Source organism: Promicromonospora sp. NPDC059942 (assembly GCF_042731755.1).
Taxonomy (GTDB): domain Bacteria; phylum Actinomycetota; class Actinomycetes; order Actinomycetales; family Cellulomonadaceae; genus Promicromonospora.
The window spans coordinates 118,866-136,457 of record NZ_JBHWLR010000009.1 but is presented as its reverse complement, the minus strand read 5'-3'; the positions used below and the strand labels follow the sequence as shown (position 1 = coordinate 136,457).

17 protein-coding genes are annotated in these 17,592 nt (G+C 73.9%); 10 read left to right on the top strand and 7 right to left on the bottom strand.

What is annotated here, in order from left to right; all coding sequences use genetic code 11:
• Nucleotides 1-73 precede the first annotated feature (73 nt).
• From ACFV9Q_RS16325 to ACFV9Q_RS16280, 10 genes are all read left to right on the top strand, one after another.
• On the top strand, nucleotides 74-667 hold the full coding sequence (locus tag ACFV9Q_RS16325; RefSeq protein ID WP_377235269.1) for a TetR/AcrR family transcriptional regulator: 594 nt from the start codon (nucleotides 74-76) through the stop codon (nucleotides 665-667).
• Nucleotides 668-800: 133 nt separating this feature from the next.
• Nucleotides 801-1,820, top strand: a complete 1,020-nt coding sequence (locus ACFV9Q_RS16320) for a bifunctional riboflavin kinase/FAD synthetase (RefSeq protein ID WP_377230098.1) — start codon at nucleotides 801-803, stop codon at nucleotides 1,818-1,820.
• A 123-nt stretch (nucleotides 1,821-1,943) separates the two neighbouring features.
• On the top strand, nucleotides 1,944-2,624 hold the full coding sequence (locus ACFV9Q_RS16315; RefSeq protein WP_377235268.1) for an ATP-binding cassette domain-containing protein: 681 nt from the start codon (nucleotides 1,944-1,946) through the stop codon (nucleotides 2,622-2,624).
• The gene (locus ACFV9Q_RS16310; RefSeq protein WP_377235267.1) at nucleotides 2,621-4,180 is read left to right on the top strand and encodes a DUF6297 family protein; all 1,560 of its coding nucleotides are present in this window, start codon (nucleotides 2,621-2,623) and stop codon (nucleotides 4,178-4,180) included. The genes ACFV9Q_RS16315 and ACFV9Q_RS16310 overlap by 4 nt, the downstream gene beginning before the upstream one ends.
• 133 nt (nucleotides 4,181-4,313) lie before the next feature.
• Nucleotides 4,314-6,227 carry a heme peroxidase family protein gene (locus tag ACFV9Q_RS16305; RefSeq protein WP_377235266.1) on the top strand — a complete coding sequence of 638 codons (1,914 nt, stop codon included), beginning with the start codon at nucleotides 4,314-4,316 and terminating at the stop codon, nucleotides 6,225-6,227.
• Between the two features lie 192 nt (nucleotides 6,228-6,419).
• Entirely contained in the window at nucleotides 6,420-6,689 is a 270-nt protein-coding gene (gene rpsO / locus ACFV9Q_RS16300) for a 30S ribosomal protein S15 (RefSeq protein WP_020016810.1), read from the top strand.
• A gap of 222 nt (nucleotides 6,690-6,911) precedes the next feature.
• Nucleotides 6,912-9,158 carry a polyribonucleotide nucleotidyltransferase gene (locus ACFV9Q_RS16295; RefSeq protein WP_377235265.1) on the top strand — a complete coding sequence of 749 codons (2,247 nt, stop codon included), beginning with the start codon at nucleotides 6,912-6,914 and terminating at the stop codon, nucleotides 9,156-9,158.
• Nucleotide 9,159: 1 nt separating this feature from the next.
• Entirely contained in the window at nucleotides 9,160-10,488 is a 1,329-nt protein-coding gene (locus ACFV9Q_RS16290) for a M16 family metallopeptidase (RefSeq protein ID WP_377235264.1), read from the top strand.
• 89 nt (nucleotides 10,489-10,577) lie between these two features.
• Nucleotides 10,578-11,351, top strand: coding sequence for a 4-hydroxy-tetrahydrodipicolinate reductase (gene dapB, locus ACFV9Q_RS16285; RefSeq protein ID WP_377235263.1), 774 nt, complete (start codon nucleotides 10,578-10,580; stop codon nucleotides 11,349-11,351).
• Complete coding sequence (locus ACFV9Q_RS16280) at nucleotides 11,348-11,827, top strand: hypothetical protein (protein ID WP_377235262.1); 480 nt, start codon at nucleotides 11,348-11,350, stop codon at nucleotides 11,825-11,827. The genes dapB and ACFV9Q_RS16280 overlap by 4 nt, the downstream gene beginning before the upstream one ends.
• A 59-nt stretch (nucleotides 11,828-11,886) precedes the next feature.
• On the opposite strand, the gene ACFV9Q_RS16275 is transcribed toward ACFV9Q_RS16280, so the two are convergent.
• The 7 genes from ACFV9Q_RS16275 to ACFV9Q_RS16245 form a co-directional block, all read right to left on the bottom strand.
• Nucleotides 11,887-13,185: an MFS transporter gene (locus ACFV9Q_RS16275; protein ID WP_377235261.1), complete on the bottom strand. Its 1,299-nt coding sequence runs from the start codon at nucleotides 13,183-13,185 to the stop codon at nucleotides 11,887-11,889.
• Nucleotides 13,182-13,751 (bottom strand): GNAT family N-acetyltransferase, encoded by a 570-nt coding sequence (locus ACFV9Q_RS16270; RefSeq protein WP_377235260.1) that lies wholly within the window; start codon nucleotides 13,749-13,751, stop codon nucleotides 13,182-13,184. The genes ACFV9Q_RS16275 and ACFV9Q_RS16270 overlap by 4 nt, the downstream gene beginning before the upstream one ends.
• Before the next feature lie 25 nt (nucleotides 13,752-13,776).
• On the bottom strand, nucleotides 13,777-14,244 hold the full coding sequence (locus tag ACFV9Q_RS16265) for a hypothetical protein (protein WP_377231385.1): 468 nt from the start codon (nucleotides 14,242-14,244) through the stop codon (nucleotides 13,777-13,779).
• Between the two features lie 115 nt (nucleotides 14,245-14,359).
• Nucleotides 14,360-14,863 carry a GNAT family N-acetyltransferase gene (locus ACFV9Q_RS16260; RefSeq protein ID WP_377235259.1) on the bottom strand — a complete coding sequence of 168 codons (504 nt, stop codon included), beginning with the start codon at nucleotides 14,861-14,863 and terminating at the stop codon, nucleotides 14,360-14,362.
• A gap of 37 nt (nucleotides 14,864-14,900) precedes the next feature.
• The gene (locus tag ACFV9Q_RS16255; RefSeq protein ID WP_020016801.1) at nucleotides 14,901-15,221 is read right to left on the bottom strand and encodes an AzlD domain-containing protein; all 321 of its coding nucleotides are present in this window, start codon (nucleotides 15,219-15,221) and stop codon (nucleotides 14,901-14,903) included.
• A complete protein-coding gene (locus ACFV9Q_RS16250) occupies nucleotides 15,218-16,015 on the bottom strand; it encodes an AzlC family ABC transporter permease (protein WP_377235258.1) in 798 nt (265 codons plus the stop codon). The genes ACFV9Q_RS16255 and ACFV9Q_RS16250 overlap by 4 nt, the downstream gene beginning before the upstream one ends.
• A gap of 94 nt (nucleotides 16,016-16,109) precedes the next feature.
• Nucleotides 16,110-17,582: an NAD-dependent succinate-semialdehyde dehydrogenase gene (locus ACFV9Q_RS16245; protein ID WP_377235257.1), complete on the bottom strand. Its 1,473-nt coding sequence runs from the start codon at nucleotides 17,580-17,582 to the stop codon at nucleotides 16,110-16,112.
• Between the last annotated feature and the right edge of the window lie 10 nt (nucleotides 17,583-17,592).

Here is a 17,592-nt window from a genome sequence, read left to right as displayed (position 1 = left end):
GGCAACGATGCTCCGCGACCTTATGCTTGTCAATCTCCTGGGCGTCCCCCAGGTCCCGACGACGGAGGTGCCGGTGCCGAAGATCAGTGACGCTCGTCGGGACGCCCGCCGTGCCGAGATCCTGGAGGCGGCCCGCCGCGCGTTCGCCGCGAAGGGCTACCAGCACACCTCGATGGCCGAGGTGATCGCCGAGGCCGGGCTGTCGACCGGTGCCGTCTACGGGTACTTCGAGGGCAAGCGCGAGCTCTTCGCGGCTGTGGCGAGGACCACCCTGAGCCGCCGGAGCGCCGACCTCGAGGAGGCCGCGGCGGGCGGCGACCCGCCGGCTCCCGCCGAGATACTGGAGATCGTGCTCCGGGGTGTGCTGTCCGAGGGCTTCGAGCTCCCGCTCCTGCTCCAGCTCTGGGGCGAGGCGACCGTGGACCCCGAGATGCGCGGCGTGGTGAACATGGGCTTCAAGGAGCTCAGGAACGCCTTCCGCGCCGCCCTGACGCGCTGGTTCGCGGCGCACCCGGAGCACGCGCCAGACGGCGCCGAGTCAGCCGCGGAGGACCTGCTCCCGGCCCTCATGGGCCTCGGCCAGGGCTACATCTTCCAGTCGGCGATGTTCGACGAGTTCGACTCCCGGGCCTACCTGGACGCGGCGCGCCGGATCCTGCCGCGCTGACCGCGGATCGCCCCGACGGCGCCGGGCGGGCGCACGACCGCCGAAACACGCCGTAGGCTTTTGGCGACCGGTGCGGGGCGCGGCGTGAGCGGCTCCCGCACCCGCGCCACCCGATTCATGAGGAGCAACCCGCGTGCAGCTGTGGACGGACCTGGAACAGGTTCCCCCGGGATTCGGGCCATCAGTGGTGACGATCGGCAACTTCGACGGCGTCCACCGCGGCCACCAGGCGGTGCTCGACCGCATCCTCCGGCTCGCCCGGAGCGACGCGGCCCGCGCCGTCGCCGTGACGTTTCACCCGCACCCGTCCGCGGTGCACCGGCCCGACTCGGCCCCCGAGCTGATCACGGGCCTGGAGGACCGCCTCGCGCTCATGGAGCGCACCGGTCTCGACGCGACCCTGCTGGTCAGCTACACCCTCGACTTCGCGGCTCAGACGCCCGAGGAGTTCGTGTCCCGGTACCTGGTCGACGGCCTGCGGGCCCGCACCGTGGTGGTGGGGCACGACGTGCGCTTCGGCAAGCAGAACGCGGGCACGCTCGCCACGATGGTCGAGCTCGGCGGGCAGCACGGGTTCGAGGTCGTCGCCATCGAGGACGTCGGTGACTCGGCCGGCGAGGGCGACGGGCACCAGCGGTGGTCGTCGACGGCGGTGCGCGCGCTGCTCGCGGAGGGCGACGTCGACCAGGCCGCCGACGTGCTGGGCCGCCCGCACCTCGTGCGCGGCACCGTGGTGCACGGCGACGCCCGCGGCCGCGAGATGGGCTTCCCGACCGCCAACCTCGGCGACATCACCGGCCTGGTGCCGGCGGACGGCGTCTACGCGGGCTGGCTGCGCCGCGGCACCGCCGCGACCTGCGCGAGCCTCGCCGGGCCGGAGCACGACCGGGCGACCGCCTCCGGGGCGGGCCTCGGGCAGGAGGAGATCCTGCCCGCCGCGATCTCCGTGGGCACCAACCCCACGTTCGACGGCGTGGAGCGCCGCGTCGAGGCCTACGTGCTCGACCGCACCGACCTCGACCTGTACGACCAGACGGTCGTGCTCGAGTTCGTGGCGCACCTGCGCCCGACGCTGCGGTTCGACGGCATGGAGCCGCTGATCGCCCAGATGAACGACGACGTGGCGCGTGCCCGCAAGATCCTGCGGCCGTAGGGCAGTGCGCCGGGCAAACTAAGATTCAATCTTACTAAGATCCGATCTTAGTTTGCGGGTGCGCGCGGCCTGGAGATGAGGCCCGGCGGGAGATCTTCCGGCCGCTCGCGCGTTGGGGTGGACATGACGTACCTCGAGCTGTCCGACCTGGTGGTCGGGTACGGCGGCAACGCCGTCTGCGCACCCGTGAGCCTCACGCTGGGGGCCGGCGACATCGTCGCCGTGATCGGCGCCAACGGCACCGGCAAGTCCACCCTGCTGCGCACCGTGCTCGGCCTGCAGGAGCCGCTGTCCGGCACGGTGGGCGCCTTCGGCCGGGCGGTGGACGAGCGGGAGCGACGCTTCCGCGCCCGCGTCGCGGGCGTGCTGGACGACGACGCGTTCTTCCCCGGCGTGACCGTCCGCGAGCACCTCGTGCTCACCGCGCGCGGCCACGGCGTGCCGGACGCCGGTGCCGTCACCGACCGGGTGCTCGACCACGTGGGCATCACGGAGCGCGCGGGCGCCATGCCCCACACGCTCTCGTCGGGGCAGCGCCGCCGGTTCCTGCTCGCGAGCGCCCTGGTGCGCCCGCGCGACCTGCTCGTGCTCGACGAGCCGGAGCAGCGCCTCGACACCGCGATGCGGGCCCGGCTGGGCGACACGCTGCGCGCCGAGGCGGAGGCCGGCGCGGCCGTCCTGTTCGCCACGCACGACGACCGGCTCCTGGCCGCGACCGGCGCGAGCGCGCTGTACCTGTCCGACGACGACGCCGTGCTCCTGGAGCCGGCCGAGGCGCCGGGCGTGCTGGCGGGCTTCCGGTGACGGGCGAGGCGCCGGACGCCGGGGCCACCGCAGCCGCCGGGGCGGCCGCGCCCGCCGCTCGTGCCGGTGGGGTTCCCCGGCTCGTCGCGTCCGACGAGGAGAGCCTCACCGGCGCCGAGCTGCGCCGGCTGACCGCCCGCGTGCGCGCCCACAACCTCCCGGCCGAACCGGGCCGGGTGGCGCTCGACGTGGCCGAGGTGGTGATCTCGCTCGCCCTGGTCGTGCTGTACCTGTGGGGGTTCGGCGGCCCCGTGCGGGAGCTGCTCGGCTCCGACGCGACCGCCTTCGGGCTCGGGCCGGGCCTGGTCCAGGCCCTCGTGCTCGCGCTCGCGGTGGTGGCCGGGGCGGCGGTCGCGCTCCGGCTCGGCCCCGCCGGCCTGCCCGCGGCGGGGGTGCGCTGGTGGGTGCCGACGCCCGCCGACCGGGCGGGGCTCACCTCGCCCTCGGTGGTCCGCGCGCTGCTCGCCGGGGTCGGCGCGGGGCTCGTCGCGGGCGGCGCGCCCGCCGTGCTGGCCGGCGTCGGCCTCGCGGGGATCGGCCTGGACGCGGCGTTCGGCGCAGCCCTCGGACTGCTCGTCGTCGCCGGCGCGGGCGCGCTCCAGGTGAGCGGGGCGACGTCGGGCAGCCTGCCGGGGCGGGTGCTCGACGTGCTGCTCGCCGCCGTACCAGTGGTCGGCCTGGGCCTCGCGCTGTGGGCGCCCGCCTGGGGCGCCTGGACCGTGCCGTGGGGCGTACCCGCAGCACTGGGCGCCGTCGGCGCCGCCGCCCTCGTCGTGTGGGTGCGCGGCCTGGACCGGCTCCGGGCGGGCGAGCTACGCGCCCGCGCGTCGGCGGCGATGCAGGCCTCCGCCGCCCTTCTGTCGCTCGACGGCGGCGGCGTGAGCCGCGCCCTGGGCACCGGGCCGACGGCGTCGCGCACCTTCGCGTGGGTTCCGCGGGCCGCGCGCGGTCCCGCAGGCGCCCTGCTCGCGGCCGACGCCACGCTGCTGCTGCGCTCGCCGGCGGCCCTCGCCGCGCTGCTCGCGCTGGCCTCCGCCGGGGCCGTGGCCGTGCAGGTGCCCGCGCTGGCCGACGGGATCGGGCTCTGGGCCGTCCTGGCCGGTGCGGGGTACGCAGGGGCGCTCGCGGGCGCCGGCGGGCCGCGCTCGGCGGGGGAGAACCCGCGGCTGGACGCCCTGGTGCCGCTGGGCGGCCGGGCCACCCGCGCCGTCCGCACGGTGTGGCCGGTGCTCGCCGCGGGCGTCGTGCTGGCGCTCGTCGCGGTGGTGGGCGGGGGCGGGGCGTGGCTCGCGCTGGCCGGGCCCGCCGCCGTCGTGCTCGGGGCGGCCGCCGTCCGTGCGGCCTACCGCGGACCCGTGCCCTGGGACGTGCCGATGATCGCCACCGCGGCGGGCGCGCTCCCGACGGGGCTGGTGCTGCACCAGCTCAAGGGGCCCGACGTGGCGCTGCTCGGCACCCTCCCGCTCGCCCTGTCCGTCGTGACGGGGGTGACGCCCGCCCTCGTCGTCGCGCAGGTGGTGGCGGCCGCCGGGGCGGTCTGGCGCGCGGCGCGCTGACCTCCGGTACCGGACGGGCCGCGCCGGCCGTCGGCCTGGTCGGGGGCCATTCACCCGCCGGCGTGTACGTGGGTGTGGCCCACGTCACTCCGTCACTGGTGGAGGACCTGCACCCCCAGCGAAGGAGAGACCCATGGTCCAGACCACCCAGGCACCGCCGCAGGGCGACCCGAACCACAGCCCGCACGAGGCGGTCGACCTGGCGCAGACGCCGGCCGGCCGCACGGTCCGTCGGATCGGCCACGGCGGTGTGTTCGTGCCCGCAGACCCGGACGCCCCGGAGGACCCGAAGGACAGCACGGCCACGCTCATGCCGCGCACGGAGGCGGCGGTGCGTCGCGACCTGCGCGAGCACCGGTTCGACGCGACGACGTCGTTCGACTACCTGCTGCGTGACCTCGCGCGGGAGTTCCCGGACGCGCACCTGCCCGTGGGCGAGCGCGTGGCGGCGACCCGGGACGCCCTCATGCGGCTGGGCGCCGGCATGATCGAGGCGCCGGCACCGGCCCCTGGAGCGCCACCGGCGCCGGCCGCGCCGCCCCGCGACTCCACGATCCCCAGCATCTACACGTACTGGGGCCAGTTCATCGACCACGACATCACGCTCAACACGAACGGCCCGGACGACGGCAGCGGCGCGCACGGCGACCAGGCCCTCGGCGACGTCGTGAACGACCCGTTCCGGGTGTTCGAGCCCGACGTCGTGCGCCGCAGCCTGCACAACGGGCGTATCCCGCTGCTCGACCTCGACAGCCTGTACGGCTCGGGGCCGCGGTTCGCGGGCGAGAAGGACCGCGGCACCACACGCAGCGAAGCGGCCTACGTGCCGGACTCGGCCAAGCTGCGGCTCGGCCGGATCGGCACCGAGCCCTTCGGGCCGTTCTCGCTCGTGGCGCCCGGCGACGACCCGCAGCGCGACCTGCCGCGGAGCACCGAGGCGGGCAGCGAGCGCATGCCGCTCATCCCGGACAGCCGCAACGACGAGAACCTGATCGTGGCCCAGTTCCACGTGGCGATGATCCGGTTCCACAACGCGGTCGTGGACTGGGTGGCGCGGCACGAGCCGTGGTTCGCGGTGACGCCGCGCGAGCTGTTCGACCGCGCGCAGGAGCTCGTGCGGTTCCACTACCAGTGGCTGGTGGTGAACGACTACCTGCGCACGCTGACGAAGGCCGGCGTGCTCGACTCGGTCCTGGCCACGGGGCCCACGCTGTTCCGGCCCGCCCGGCGGGTGTCGATGCCGCTGGAGTTCGCGGTGGCGGCGTTCCGGTTCGGGCACTCGATGGTGCGCGGCGCCTACGACTTCAACGTCAACTTCACCGGGAACGGCCCGGGCGGGGTGGCGTCGCTCGACCTGCTGTTCCGGTTCACCGGCAACGGCGGGCTGTCGCCCAACCCGGCGAACCCGAGTCCGGCGCTGCCGTCCAACTGGCCCGTCGAGTGGCCCCGGCTGACCGACAAGGGTGACCCCCTGGCGTTCCGCATGGCCCGCAAGATCGACCCGTTCCTGGCGGACGGGCTGGGCCACCTCCTCAACGAGGGCAACACGGCTCCGGAGCCGGTCAAGGCGCTGCTCAAGCAGCTCGCGCAGCGCAACCTGCTGCGGGGCTACATGCTGGCGATCCCGACGGGGGAGGCCGTGGCCGCCGAGCTGCGCGCCCGTCCGCTCACGCCCGCGCAGCTCCGGCAGAACGCGTCGCCCGAGGTGGTGGCCGCGCTCGACGCCCTGGACGGCACGCCGCTCTGGTACTACGTGCTCAAGGAGGCCGAGGTCCAGGGCAACGGCAACTTCCTGGGCGAGGTGGGCAGCCGCATCCTGGCGGAGACGTTCGTCTACCTGCTGCGGCTGGACCCCGAGTCGTTCATGCGCCGCCCCGGCGGCGACTGGACACCGGCGTACGGGGTCCGGTTCGAGGACGGCCGCCTCATCACGACCATCTCGGACCTCCTGGCGTTCGCCGGGGTCTTCCCGATCGGGCAGGACGACGCGGGAGCCCCGCTCTTCCGCCGCAACGGCGACGGCTACGCGGGCCACGACGGGGCGTGAGCCCGTCCGTGTCAGACGTCCAGGTCACCCGGGTGACCTGGACGTCTGACACGTGGCGGAGGTCTCGGGGCCGCAGTCGGGCGGGGGCGTCAAGCACTGGTAATGTGGTACCGCCGTCAGAACGGCCGCGGATCCAGAGCGCCCCGGTGAATCAAGTCCCGGAGCACCGCGCAACAACACCGAAGGAGAGCCATGCCGCTCGACACTGCCACCAAGCAGCAGATCATTTCCGAGTACGGAACCAAGCCGGGCGACTCGGGTTCGCCGGAGGTGCAGATCGCGCTCCTCACGCAGCGCATCAAGGACCTCACCGAGCACCTGAAGGAGCACAAGCACGACCACCACAGCCGTCGTGGTCTGCTGCTCCTCGTGGGTCAGCGCCGTCGTCTCCAGGGTTACCTCAAGGGGATCGACATCGAGCGCTACCGCGCCCTGGTCGACAAGCTCGGCCTGCGTCGCTGATCATGCTTCCCACCAGCCCGGCCCCCGTCGCGGGGGCCGGGCTGGTCTGGTGAGATGCTGTAGTACGACAACTGAACACCGCCGCCCGTGACCTCGTCCGGTCCTCGGTAGTGGCTTCCTGAGTCTCTTCCGCTCCACGCGAGCGGCGGCTCGGTGGGCCTCGATCGATGACCGTCAGGCACGGGGGCGTTCCAAGAGAACACCGAGAGAAGGAGGGCACCCGTGGAGGGTCCCGAGATCCAGTTCGCCGAGGCCGTGATCGACAACGGTCGCTTCGGCACCCGCACCGTCCGGTTCGAGACCGGACGCCTCGCCAAGCAGGCCGCCGGCTCCGTCGCCGCGTACCTCGACGGCGAGACCATGCTGCTGTCGACCACCGCGGCCGGCAAGCACCCCAAGGACCAGTTCGACTTCTTCCCGCTGACGGTGGACGTCGAGGAGCGGATGTACGCCGCGGGTCGCATCCCCGGCTCGTTCTTCCGCCGCGAGGGCCGTCCCTCGACCGAGGCGATCCTGGCCTGCCGCCTGATCGACCGCCCGCTGCGCCCCCTGTTCGTCAAGGGCCTGCGCAACGAGGTCCAGGTGGTCATCACCGTCATGGCGATCCACCCGGACGACGCCTACGACACGCTGGCCATCAACGCCGCGTCGGCGTCGACCCAGATCTCCGGCCTGCCGTTCGACGGCCCGGTCGGCGCCGTCCGCATCGCGCTGATCGACGGCCAGTGGGTCGCGTTCCCCAAGTACTCCGACAAGGAGCGCGCGGTCTTCGACATGGTCGTGGCCGGCCGCGCCGTCGGTGACGACGTCGCGATCGCCATGATCGAGGCCGAGGCCACGGACGGTGCGTGGAACCTCATCAAGAACGAGGGCGTCGCCGCGCCGACCGAGGAGGTCGTCGCCGAGGGCATCGAGGCGGCCAAGCCGTTCATCAAGGCCCTGTGCGACGCGCAGGCGGCGCTCGCCGCGCAGTCCGCCAAGGAGACGCAGGAGTTCCCGCTCTTCCCGGACTACCAGGCCGACGCGTACTCCGCCGTCGAGGCGGCCGTGACCGCGCCGACGCGCGACGCGCTGACCATCGCCGACAAGCAGGAGCGTGAGAACACGCTCGACGCGCTCAAGGCGACCGTCCACGACCAGCTCGACGCGCAGTTCGAGGGCCGCGAGAAGGAGCTGTCGGCCGCGTTCCGCTCGCTCCAGAAGCAGCTCGTGCGCCAGCGCGTGCTGACCGACGGCGTCCGCATCGACGGCCGTGGCCTCGCGGACATCCGCACCCTCTCGGCCGAGGTCGAGGTGCTGCCCCGCGTGCACGGCTCGGCGATCTTCGAGCGCGGCGAGACCCAGATCCTGGGTGTCACCACGCTGAACATGCTCCGCATGGAGCAGCAGATCGACTCGCTCGGTCCGGAGACGCGCAAGCGCTACATGCACAACTACAACTTCCCGCCGTACTCGACCGGTGAGACGGGCCGCGTGGGCAGCCCGAAGCGCCGCGAGATCGGCCACGGTGCGCTCGCCGAGCGTGCCCTGGTGCCGGTCCTGCCGAGCCGCGAGGAATTCCCCTACGCGATCCGCCAGGTGTCCGAGGCCCTCGGCTCCAACGGTTCGACCTCCATGGGCTCGGTGTGCGCCAGCACGCTGTCCCTGCTGAACGCCGGTGTGCCGCTGCGCGCCCCGGTCGCCGGCATCGCCATGGGCCTCGTGTCCGACACCGTGGACGGCGAGACCCGCTACGCCGCGATGACGGACATCCTGGGCGCCGAGGACGCGTTCGGCGACATGGACTTCAAGGTGGCCGGCACCAAGGAGTTCGTCACCGCCATCCAGCTCGACACCAAGCTCGACGGCATCCCGGCGTCGGTCCTCGCGGCCGCCCTGGGCCAGGCGCGCGACGCCCGCCTGACGATCCTCGAGGTCCTCGCCGAGGCGATCGACGTCCCGGACGAGATGTCCCCGAACGCCCCGCGCGTCATCACGGTGAAGGTCCCGACCGACAAGATCGGCGAGGTCATCGGCCCGAAGGGCAAGATGATCAACCAGATCCAGGAGGAGACGGGCGCGGACATCTCCATCGAGGACGACGGCACCGTGTACATCGGCGCCACCGACGGCCCCTCGGCCGAGGCCGCCCGCGCGGCGATCAACGCGATCGCCAACCCGCACGTCCCCGAGGTGGGCGAGCGGTTCGTCGGCACCGTCGTCAAGACGACGTCGTTCGGCGCGTTCATCTCGCTGTCCCCGGGCAAGGACGGTCTGCTGCACATCAGCCAGATCCGCAAGCTCGTGGGTGGCAAGCGCGTCGAGAACGTCGACGACGTGCTGTCCATCGGCCAGAAGGTCCAGGTCGAGATCGGCGAGATCGACCCGCGCGGCAAGCTCTCGCTGGTCGCCGTCACCGACGAGGAGGAGTCGGCCTCGTCCGACGCCGCCGAGCCGGCCGCCGAGGCCACCGCACCCGCGGAAGCCTGACATGACGTGGCACCTGCCGCTCGTACCCACGGGCGAGCCCGGTGCCGAGCTGACCGCCGGGCAGGACGGCGCGACGATCCGTCGCTCCGTCCTGCCCGGCGGTGTCCGTGTGCTCACCGAGAACATGCCGGGCCAGCGCTCGGCCACGGTGGGCGCCTGGATCGGCGTCGGCTCGCGGGACGAGACCGACGGCCACTTCGGCTCGACGCACTTCCTGGAGCACCTGCTCTTCAAGGGCACGGCACGCCGGTCCGCGATGGACATCGCCGAGGCGTTCGACGCCGTCGGCGGTGAGGCCAACGCGGCCACCGGCAAGGAGCACACCTGCTACTACGCGCGGGTGCTGGACTCCGACCTGCCGATGGCGGTCGACGTCATCTCCGACATGGTCACGTCCGCGCGCCTGGACACCGACGAGCTCGAGACCGAGCGCGGCGTCATCCTCGAAGAGCTCGCGATGAACGACGACGACCCGACCGACGTCGTGCACGAGCAGTTCTCCGCCGTCGTGCTGGGCGGCCACGCCCTGGGCCGCCCCATCGGCGGCACGCCGGAGACGATCAACGCCGTCCCGCGCGACGCCGTCTGGGACCACTACCGCTGGAACTACCGGCCGGAGACCCTGGTCGTCACGGCGGCCGGCGGCATCGACCACGACAAGCTCGTGCAGCAGGTCACGCAGGCCCTGACCGACGGCGGCTGGGAGCTCGACGCCGCGACGCGGCCGCGCGACCGCCGCCCCTCCACGGAGGACCGGGCCGGCGTGCCCGAGGCGGGCGCCGAGCTGACCGTGAAGCGCGCCGTGGAGCAGGCCAACATCATCGTGGGCTCCACCGGCATCTCGGCCACGGACGACCGGCGCTTCGCGCTGTCCGTGCTGAACGCCGTGCTCGGGGGCGGCATGTCGTCGCGGCTGTTCCAGGAGATCCGCGAGAAGCGGGGCCTGGCGTACTCGACGTACTCGTTCGCCTCGGCGCACGGCGGCCTCGGCACGTTCGGCCTGTACGCGGGCTGCGCGTCCGCCAAGGCGGACCAGGTCACCGAGCTGCTCGTCGAGGAGCTCGAGAAGCTCGCGCACGACGGCATCACCGAGGCCGAGCTCAAGCGGTCCGTGGGGCAGCTCTCAGGCGGCACGGTGCTCGGCCTGGAGGACTCCGGGTCGCGGATGAGCCGCCTGGGCAAGGCCGAGCTCGTGTACGGCGACCTGCTGTCGCTGGCCGAGTCGCTCGAGCGCATCCAGGCGGTCACGGCCGCTGACGTGCAGGACCTGGCGCAGGACCTCGCGGCGCGGCCGCGCTCGGTGGTCCGCGTGGGCCCGTTCGACAACTGAACCGCACCGCTGAGTGCTGGCTATCTGCGCTTCCGGACGCCTCGGAGGCGCAGATATCCAGCACTCATCGAGGAACTAGGGTGTAGATCGTGAGTGACATCAAGGTGGCCGTGCTCGGTGCGACCGGGCGCATGGGCACCCAGGCCTGCGCCGCGGTCGAGGCGGCCGACGGGCTCCAGCTCGTCGCCCGGCTCGGGCGCGGCGACACCGTCTCCGCCGAGACCCTGGCCGGGGCCGACGTCGCGGTGGACTTCACCGTGCCGGCGGTCACCGAGGCCAACGTGCACGCGGTGCTCGACGCCGGCGCGCACGCCGTGGTCGGCACCACGGGATGGGACGACGCCTCCCGCGCGCGGGTGTCGGCCCACCTCGCGGAGCTGTCGCCCGGGGGCCAGGGCAGCACGAGCGCGCTCGGCGTGCTCATCGCCCCGAACTTCGGCCTCTCGGCCGTGCTCGCCATGACGTTCGCCGCGAAGGCGGCGCGCTACTTCGAGTCGGCCGAGGTCGTCGAGCTGCACCACCCGAACAAGGTGGACGCGCCGTCGGGCACCGCCCGGCACACCGCCGCGGCGATCGCCCGGGCGCGCGCCGAGGCCGGCCGCGGCCCGTCGCCGGACGCGACCGAGACGGGCTGGGAGGCCCGCGGCGCCGACGTCGACGGGGTGCGCGTGCACGCCGTGCGGCTGCGCGGGCTCGTGGCGCACGAGGAGATCCTGTTCGGCAACGAGGGGGAGCAGCTCGTGATCCGGCAGGACTCGTTCGACCGGGCCTCGTTCATGCCCGGCGTGCTGCTCGCGATCCGGTCCGTGGTCTCCCGCCCCGGGCTGACCGTGGGCCTCGAGAACGTGCTGGACCTGTCGTGAGCGAGTCCGCGCCGACGTCGTCGCGCCGGAAGCTGCCCCGGGGACTGCCCGGGGCCATCGCCGTGACGGCGCTGCTCGCGCTGTACGTGTGGCAGATCGCCGGGCGTGGCGTCTCGATGATGCGCACGGGCGAGCCCGTCCTGATCGCCATCGGCCTGGGCGTGCTGATCATCCCGCTGCTGGTCATCGGGCTGATCGCGCGCGAGTACTGGCTCGCGGCGACCGTGCAGCGCATGGCGGACAAGCTGTTCGCCGAGGGCGACCTCCCCGTGGACGACCTCCCGCGCTCGCCCGGCGGGCGCATCGACCGCGCAGCCGCCGACGAGGCCTTCGAGCCGTACCGCGCGGCCGTCGAGGCGACGCCCGAGAGCTGGCGCGCCTGGTACCACCTGGCCTTCGCCTACGACGCGTCCGGCGACCGCCGCCGCGCCCGCGAGGCTCTGCGCCGCGCGTCGCGGCTGTTCCGCACCGCCTGAGGGCACCGCCCGCCGGGCGCGCCGCCGTGTGGGCGCGTCCCGGCCGCAAGGGAGCGTCGTCAGGCGGCCTCGGACGCCGGTACGGCCTCCGTCCCCAGGTGCGTCGGCACCCACCGCACCGCCACCAGCACGAGCCCGGCGACGAGCAGCACCGACGTGAGCATGAACGGGTAGGTGCGGTCGATCCCGGACAGCCAGCCGGAGATCCAGCCGAACGGCGCCGCGGCGAGCATGATGCACGTGCGCTGGAGCGCCATCACGCGTGACCGCTCGGCCTCGTCCACGTGCAGCGCCACGAGCGACTCCGAGAGCATGAAGAGCATGCCCGCGCCGAAGCTGTCCAGCAGCAGGCACAGGCCGAGGAACGCGTACGTGGGCGCCGTCGCGGCGCCCGCGGACGCGGGGATCGCGACCAGCACGACCTGGCCGGCGAGGTGCACGCCGAACCCCAGCAGCGTGGCGCGCCGCAGGTCCACGGCCGTGGTCAGCAGCGGGATGAGCGTGAAGAAGAAGACCACCGACAGCACCGAGCGGACCATCGGGAAGAACGGCAGCAGCGCGTCCGGCACGTTCAGGTGCTGGCTGGCCACCACCTGCCAGAACGTGCCGTTGACGAGCGTGACCGCCGCCGTCAGCGCGGCGATGGCCAGCGCCAGGAGCGACCCGCGCGAGCGCAGCAGCAGCCCGAGCACCCCGCGGTACCCGGCCAGCAGGTGCCATACGCTGTGCCCGCGGGTGGCGGCCATGCGGACCTCGCCCTGCCGGGTCTCCTTCGACCACAGGTAGAGCCAGACGATCTTCACCGTCATCACGATCGCCGCGTTGATGTACAGGATGCGGACGGCGGGCTCGAGCCCGAGCTGGGCGACCAGGAGGGCGGCGAGCGGCGCGAACAGCGCCGAGCAGTCGGCCGCGACCTTGACCAGCGAGTAGATCCGGGTGATCTGGCCCCGCTCGGCGTCCTCGACCATGAGGCAGTCCCACGAGTTCTGAGTCACCTGCAGGGCGCCGTTCACCAGCGACGCCGCGAGGAAGAACCAGAAGTTCTCCGCGAACGCCCACAGCAGGCACGGGATCACCCAGGCGATCACGTCGAACCATGCCGTCGTGGCGCGCCGCCCGAGCCGGTCCGTGATGATGCCGCCGGCCAGCCCGAAGCCGACCTGGGAGATCATGGCGATGGTCGCGAGCAGGCCGATCTGCTCGTCGTGCAGGCCCAGGGCCAGCATGAACACCGACGCGTACGGCAGCACCAGGGCCATGGACAGCCCCCACAGCGGCTCGGTCCACACACAGGCGCGAGGGTTGCCACGGAGCTCGACGAAGGTCCGCCAGAGCGGGTTGCGGGTGCGGTTCACCGGGAAAGTGAAGCACCTCTCCGGCCCGGGTCGCGCCATGTTTCCACGCTGCGTTCCATGCAGACGAGGTCCTCCCGCTCGTCCCACGGGTCGACGACGGTGAACCCCAGCCTCTCGTACAGACCGATGGCACCGGCGCGCCAGCTCCAGACCGAGAGCGCGACCGTGCCGAGACCGGCGTCGGCCGCGTGGTCCAGCGCCGCGCCGACGAGCCGCGAGGCCACGCCCCGGCCGCGCAGCCCCGGGTCGGTCCAGAGCCGCTTCAGCTCGGCGCGCCCGCCGGCGGCCGTGGTGTTCCCGGGGTCGGCCGTGGTCACCACGAGGCAGCCGACGGCGGCGTCGCCGCAGTGTGCGAGCAGCACGACGTCGTCGGCGAACGCGGCGCGGGGGTCGTCGATCTCCGCCCGGTAGCGCCCGGGCAGGGCCGCCGGGTCCGTGACGGGAACGCCCTTCTCCTCCTCCGTGCGCAGGTGGTAGGCGGTCAGCAGGGCGACCAGGCCGGCGGTGGGGGAGGCGGGCATGAGCCGCCGGACGACGACGGGGCGCGCGTCGAGGGAGTCGGTCATGGTGCGGTGGTGCTCTTCCGGTCGGTCAATCGGTGAGGCTCGTCCAGCAGTACATCCCCAGCCGCTCGTCAGCCGCGCGGGCGGCGAGCGCCCCGAGGGAGAGCAGCGCCGTGACGAGGGCCTGCGGGGAGACGGCGGGCGTCGTCGTGCCGGACCACTCGCGGGCGGCCTGGGCCAGGCGGGTCGGGCCGGCGGAGGCGAGGTCGTCCACGAGGGTCTGGGCGACCGTCACGATCCACGGCCCCTCCTCCCCGCCGCTGCCGACGAGCGCACCGTGGCGCGGGTGCGCCGTGACCTCCGCGTACGGCCGGCCGGACAGCACGCCGGCCAGCCCGCCGAGCATCACGAACGGGTCCACGGCCGGCACGGCGACGGAGTCGAAGCGCGGCTGGTCGGTGCGCAGGTCGGGCTCGGACGGCCCGCCGGGCGCGTGGAGCGCCGTCGCCGCCACCTCGTCGGTGGGTGCTGCGAAGTACTCCGTGCGAATCCCCATGCCGCCGATGGTCGCAAGGTCGTGTCACGGGACTGTCACGCGGGCGTGAAACCTTCAGTTCGCCTGCCGAACACGGCGGGGCCGAGCGCGGCGGCGCGGACGACCCGCGACGACGTCAGATCTGCGCGGACCAGCGGTGCTCGACGACCTCTCGCACGCCCGTGGCGAGCGTGCGGCTGCGTCCGTCCTCGCCGAGGCCGCTGGCCTTCAGAAAGGAGGCGCGCGCCGTGTCGTCGACCAGGGCCCACGTGGTGACGGTGTCGGAACCGTCCGCGCGGAGCCGGTCGACGGCGGCGGCCAGCAGCCGCGAGCCGTGCCCGCCGCGCTGCACCTCGGGCAGCACCTCGAGCGAGAGCACCTGGCCCGGGGAGACGGCGGCGAACCCGACGACCTTGGGCCCGGCGAGCGCCACGAACACGGCGAACCCCGGCCCGGGCGGCGACGTGATCGCCGACGCCCAGCGCTCGCGCATGGCGGGCACGTCGAGCGCCTCGAGCACCCCCTCGCCCAGCACGCCGGTCGCGCGCCAGGACGCGACCTGCACGTCGGTCACCGCCGACTCGTCACCGGCGACGGCGGGGCGGACGGACACGTCTGCGGTCTCGCGGAACAGGGCCATCACAGAACCCTAGCGCCCGCCGCCGGAGCGGTGCGCGTCAGCCCCAGCCCAGGGCGCGCAGGCCGGCCGCCGTGGCCGCGGCCAGGACCACCACCAGGATGAACGGGGCGCGCAGGGCGAGGGCCAGGGCCGCGACCGCCAGGGCGGGCACGCGGGCGTCGACGACGAGCGTGCGGCCGTCGGCGAAGCCCTGGACCACGACGAGCGAGACCAGCAGCGCCACCGTGACGAGCGTGGTGACCCGCGAGACGCGCTCGGAGGCGAGCCACGAGCGCGGCACGAGGTGCCCGCCGAGCTTGAGCGCGAAGCAGGCCAGCGAGGCCACGAGCACGGTGGTCCAGAGGGCGGCGGTGGTCATCGGGCGGGCTCCCGGTCGGTCTCGTTCTCGGGGCTGTCGGTGGAGGCCTCGTCGTCGGGCACGTCGTCGGCGAACATGTCGTCGTCGGGCAGGTCGACCGGCGGCACGACGGCGGACGACGTCGGCGCGACCAGCCCCACGACGATCGCGACGGCGGCCGCGGCCAGCACGGGGATGCCTGGTGGCACGAACGGGATGAGCGCCGTGGTGGCCACGACGGCGAGCCCGGCCACGACCTGGGCGCGGCGCGGCGCCAGCCGGGGCCAGACCAGGGCGAGGAACGCGGCGGCAGCGGCGGCGTCGAGCCCCCAGGCCCGCGGGTCGCCCAGGGCGTCGCCGGCGAGCGCCCCGAGCAGCACGAACGCGTTCCAGAGCACGAAGACACCGACCCCGGTGACCCAGAATCCGATCCGGGACGCGGCGGGGTCGGGCTGGGCGACGGCGACCGCGGTCGACTCGTCGATCGTGACCTGCGCCGCCGCGAGGCGCCGCCAGCCGCGCACCTGGAGCAGCGGCGAGACCACCGCGCCGTACAGGGTGTTGCGCAGGCCGAGCAGCGTGGCGGTGGCGATCGCGGCCACGGGCGTGCCCGCCGCACCGATCACGCCGATCAGCGCGAACTGCGAGCCGCCCGAGAACATGAGCAGGCTCAGGGCCATCGTCGGACCGAGGCCTACGCCTGCCGCGACGGACAGGGCGCCGAACGAGATGCCGTACAGGCCGGTCGCCACGGAGACGCTCACGCCCTGGCGGACGGCGGCCCGGGCCGCCGGGTCGGTGGGGAGGACCTTCACGTGGTGAGGCTACGTGGTCGCCGGCCCGGCCCGGCACGGCGCCCGCGCTCCGGACGCCGCCGCCCGGGTCGCGACCACCGGCCGCGCGGCCCGGCTACATCGCCACGTACACCGTCTCCTGGTACTCCTCCATGCCCGCCTCGGCGCCCTCGCGGCCCAGGCCGGAGGCCTTGACGCCGCCGAACGGGGCGCTCGCGTCGGACACCAGGCCGCGGTTGATGCCGATCATCCCGGCCTCGATCTCGTCCATCGCGCGCTGGGCCCGGGCGAGCGACGTCGTGTACGCGTAGGCGGCCAGCCCGAACGGGGTGCCGTTGGCCAGCTCGTACGCCTCGTCGTCGGACCCGAAGGCGACGATCGGGGCCACCGGGCCGAAGATCTCCTCGGTGACGACCCGCGCGTCCGCGCTGACGCCGGTGAGCACCGTGGGCTCGTAGAAGTGGCCGGGGCGGTCGAGGCGCCCGCCGCCGGTGAGCACCTGCGCGCCGTGCGCGGCGGCGTCGTCCACGAGGTCGCTCACCTTCTCGACCGCGGCCTCGTTGATGAGCGGGCCCACCTGGGCGCCGGGCTGGTTGCCCGGGGCGGTGACCAGCGCGCCCACCGCGCTGGCGAACTTCTCCGCGAAGGGGCGCGCGACGGCGTCGTGCACCAGGAAGCGGTTGGCCGCCACGCACGACTGGCCGGAGTTGCGCAGCTTGGCGATCAGGGCGCCCTGCACGGCGGCGTCGAGGTCGGCGTCCTCGAAGACGACGAACGGCGCGTTGCCGCCCAGCTCCATCGAGCTGCGCAGCACGTTCTTCGAGGCCTGGGCGAGCAGGATCTGGCCCACCCGGGTCGAGCCGGTGAACGAGACCTTGCGCAGGCGGGGGTCCTCGAACAGGGGCTCGGTCACGGGGCCCGCCTGCGTGGTCGGGACCACGTTGACGATGCCCGTGGGCAGGCCCCGGCCGGCCGCCTCGGACCGGATGATCTCCGCGACCAGGAGGGTGGTCATCGGGGTGAGCTCGGCGGGCTTGACCACCACGGTGCAGCCGGCCGCGAGCGCGGGGGCGATCTTGCGGGTGGCCATGGCGATGGGGAAGTTCCACGGCGTGATGAGCAGGGACGGCCCCACGGGCCGGCGGCTCACGTACTGCTTGTTGCCGCCCGACGGCGCCGTGCGCACCAGGCCGTCGGCGCGTACGGCCTGCTCGGCGAACCAGCGTAGGAACTCGGCGCCGTAGATCACCTCGGCGCGCGCCTCGGCCAGGGGTTTGCCGGCCTCTGCGGTGATGAGGGCGGCGATGTCGTCGGCGCGCGAGATGAGGCGGACGAACACGGCGCGCAGCAGCTCCGAGCGTTCGCGGGGCGGCACGGCGCGCCAGGCGGGGGCCGCGGCGTGGGCGGCGTCGAGGGCGCGCACGGCGTCCGCGGGTGTGGCGTCGGAGACGTCGAAGATGGGCTGGGCCGTCGCCGGGTCGGTGACCTCGAACGTGGCGCGGCCGGACGCGGGGCCCCAGTGCCCGTCGATGAGCAGTCCGGTGGGCAGGTGCGCCACGAGGGCGGGGGAGAGCGTCGTCGCCGTCATATTCCGAGTA

Coding starts and splice junctions, on each gene's coding strand:
- ACFV9Q_RS16305 (WP_377235266.1), top strand. CDS start 4,314: ATGGTCCAGACCACCCAGGCACCGCCGCAGGGCGACCCGAACCACAGC.
- ACFV9Q_RS16265 (WP_377231385.1), bottom strand. CDS start 14,244: ATGGGGATTCGCACGGAGTACTTCGCAGCACCCACCGACGAGGTGGCG.
- ACFV9Q_RS16270 (WP_377235260.1), bottom strand. CDS start 13,751: ATGACCGACTCCCTCGACGCGCGCCCCGTCGTCGTCCGGCGGCTCATG.
- rpsO (WP_020016810.1), top strand. CDS start 6,420: ATGCCGCTCGACACTGCCACCAAGCAGCAGATCATTTCCGAGTACGGA.
- ACFV9Q_RS16315 (WP_377235268.1), top strand. CDS start 1,944: ATGACGTACCTCGAGCTGTCCGACCTGGTGGTCGGGTACGGCGGCAAC.
- ACFV9Q_RS16290 (WP_377235264.1), top strand. CDS start 9,160: ATGACGTGGCACCTGCCGCTCGTACCCACGGGCGAGCCCGGTGCCGAG.
- ACFV9Q_RS16245 (WP_377235257.1), bottom strand. CDS start 17,582: ATGACGGCGACGACGCTCTCCCCCGCCCTCGTGGCGCACCTGCCCACC.
- ACFV9Q_RS16260 (WP_377235259.1), bottom strand. CDS start 14,863: ATGGCCCTGTTCCGCGAGACCGCAGACGTGTCCGTCCGCCCCGCCGTC.
- ACFV9Q_RS16255 (WP_020016801.1), bottom strand. CDS start 15,221: ATGACCACCGCCGCCCTCTGGACCACCGTGCTCGTGGCCTCGCTGGCC.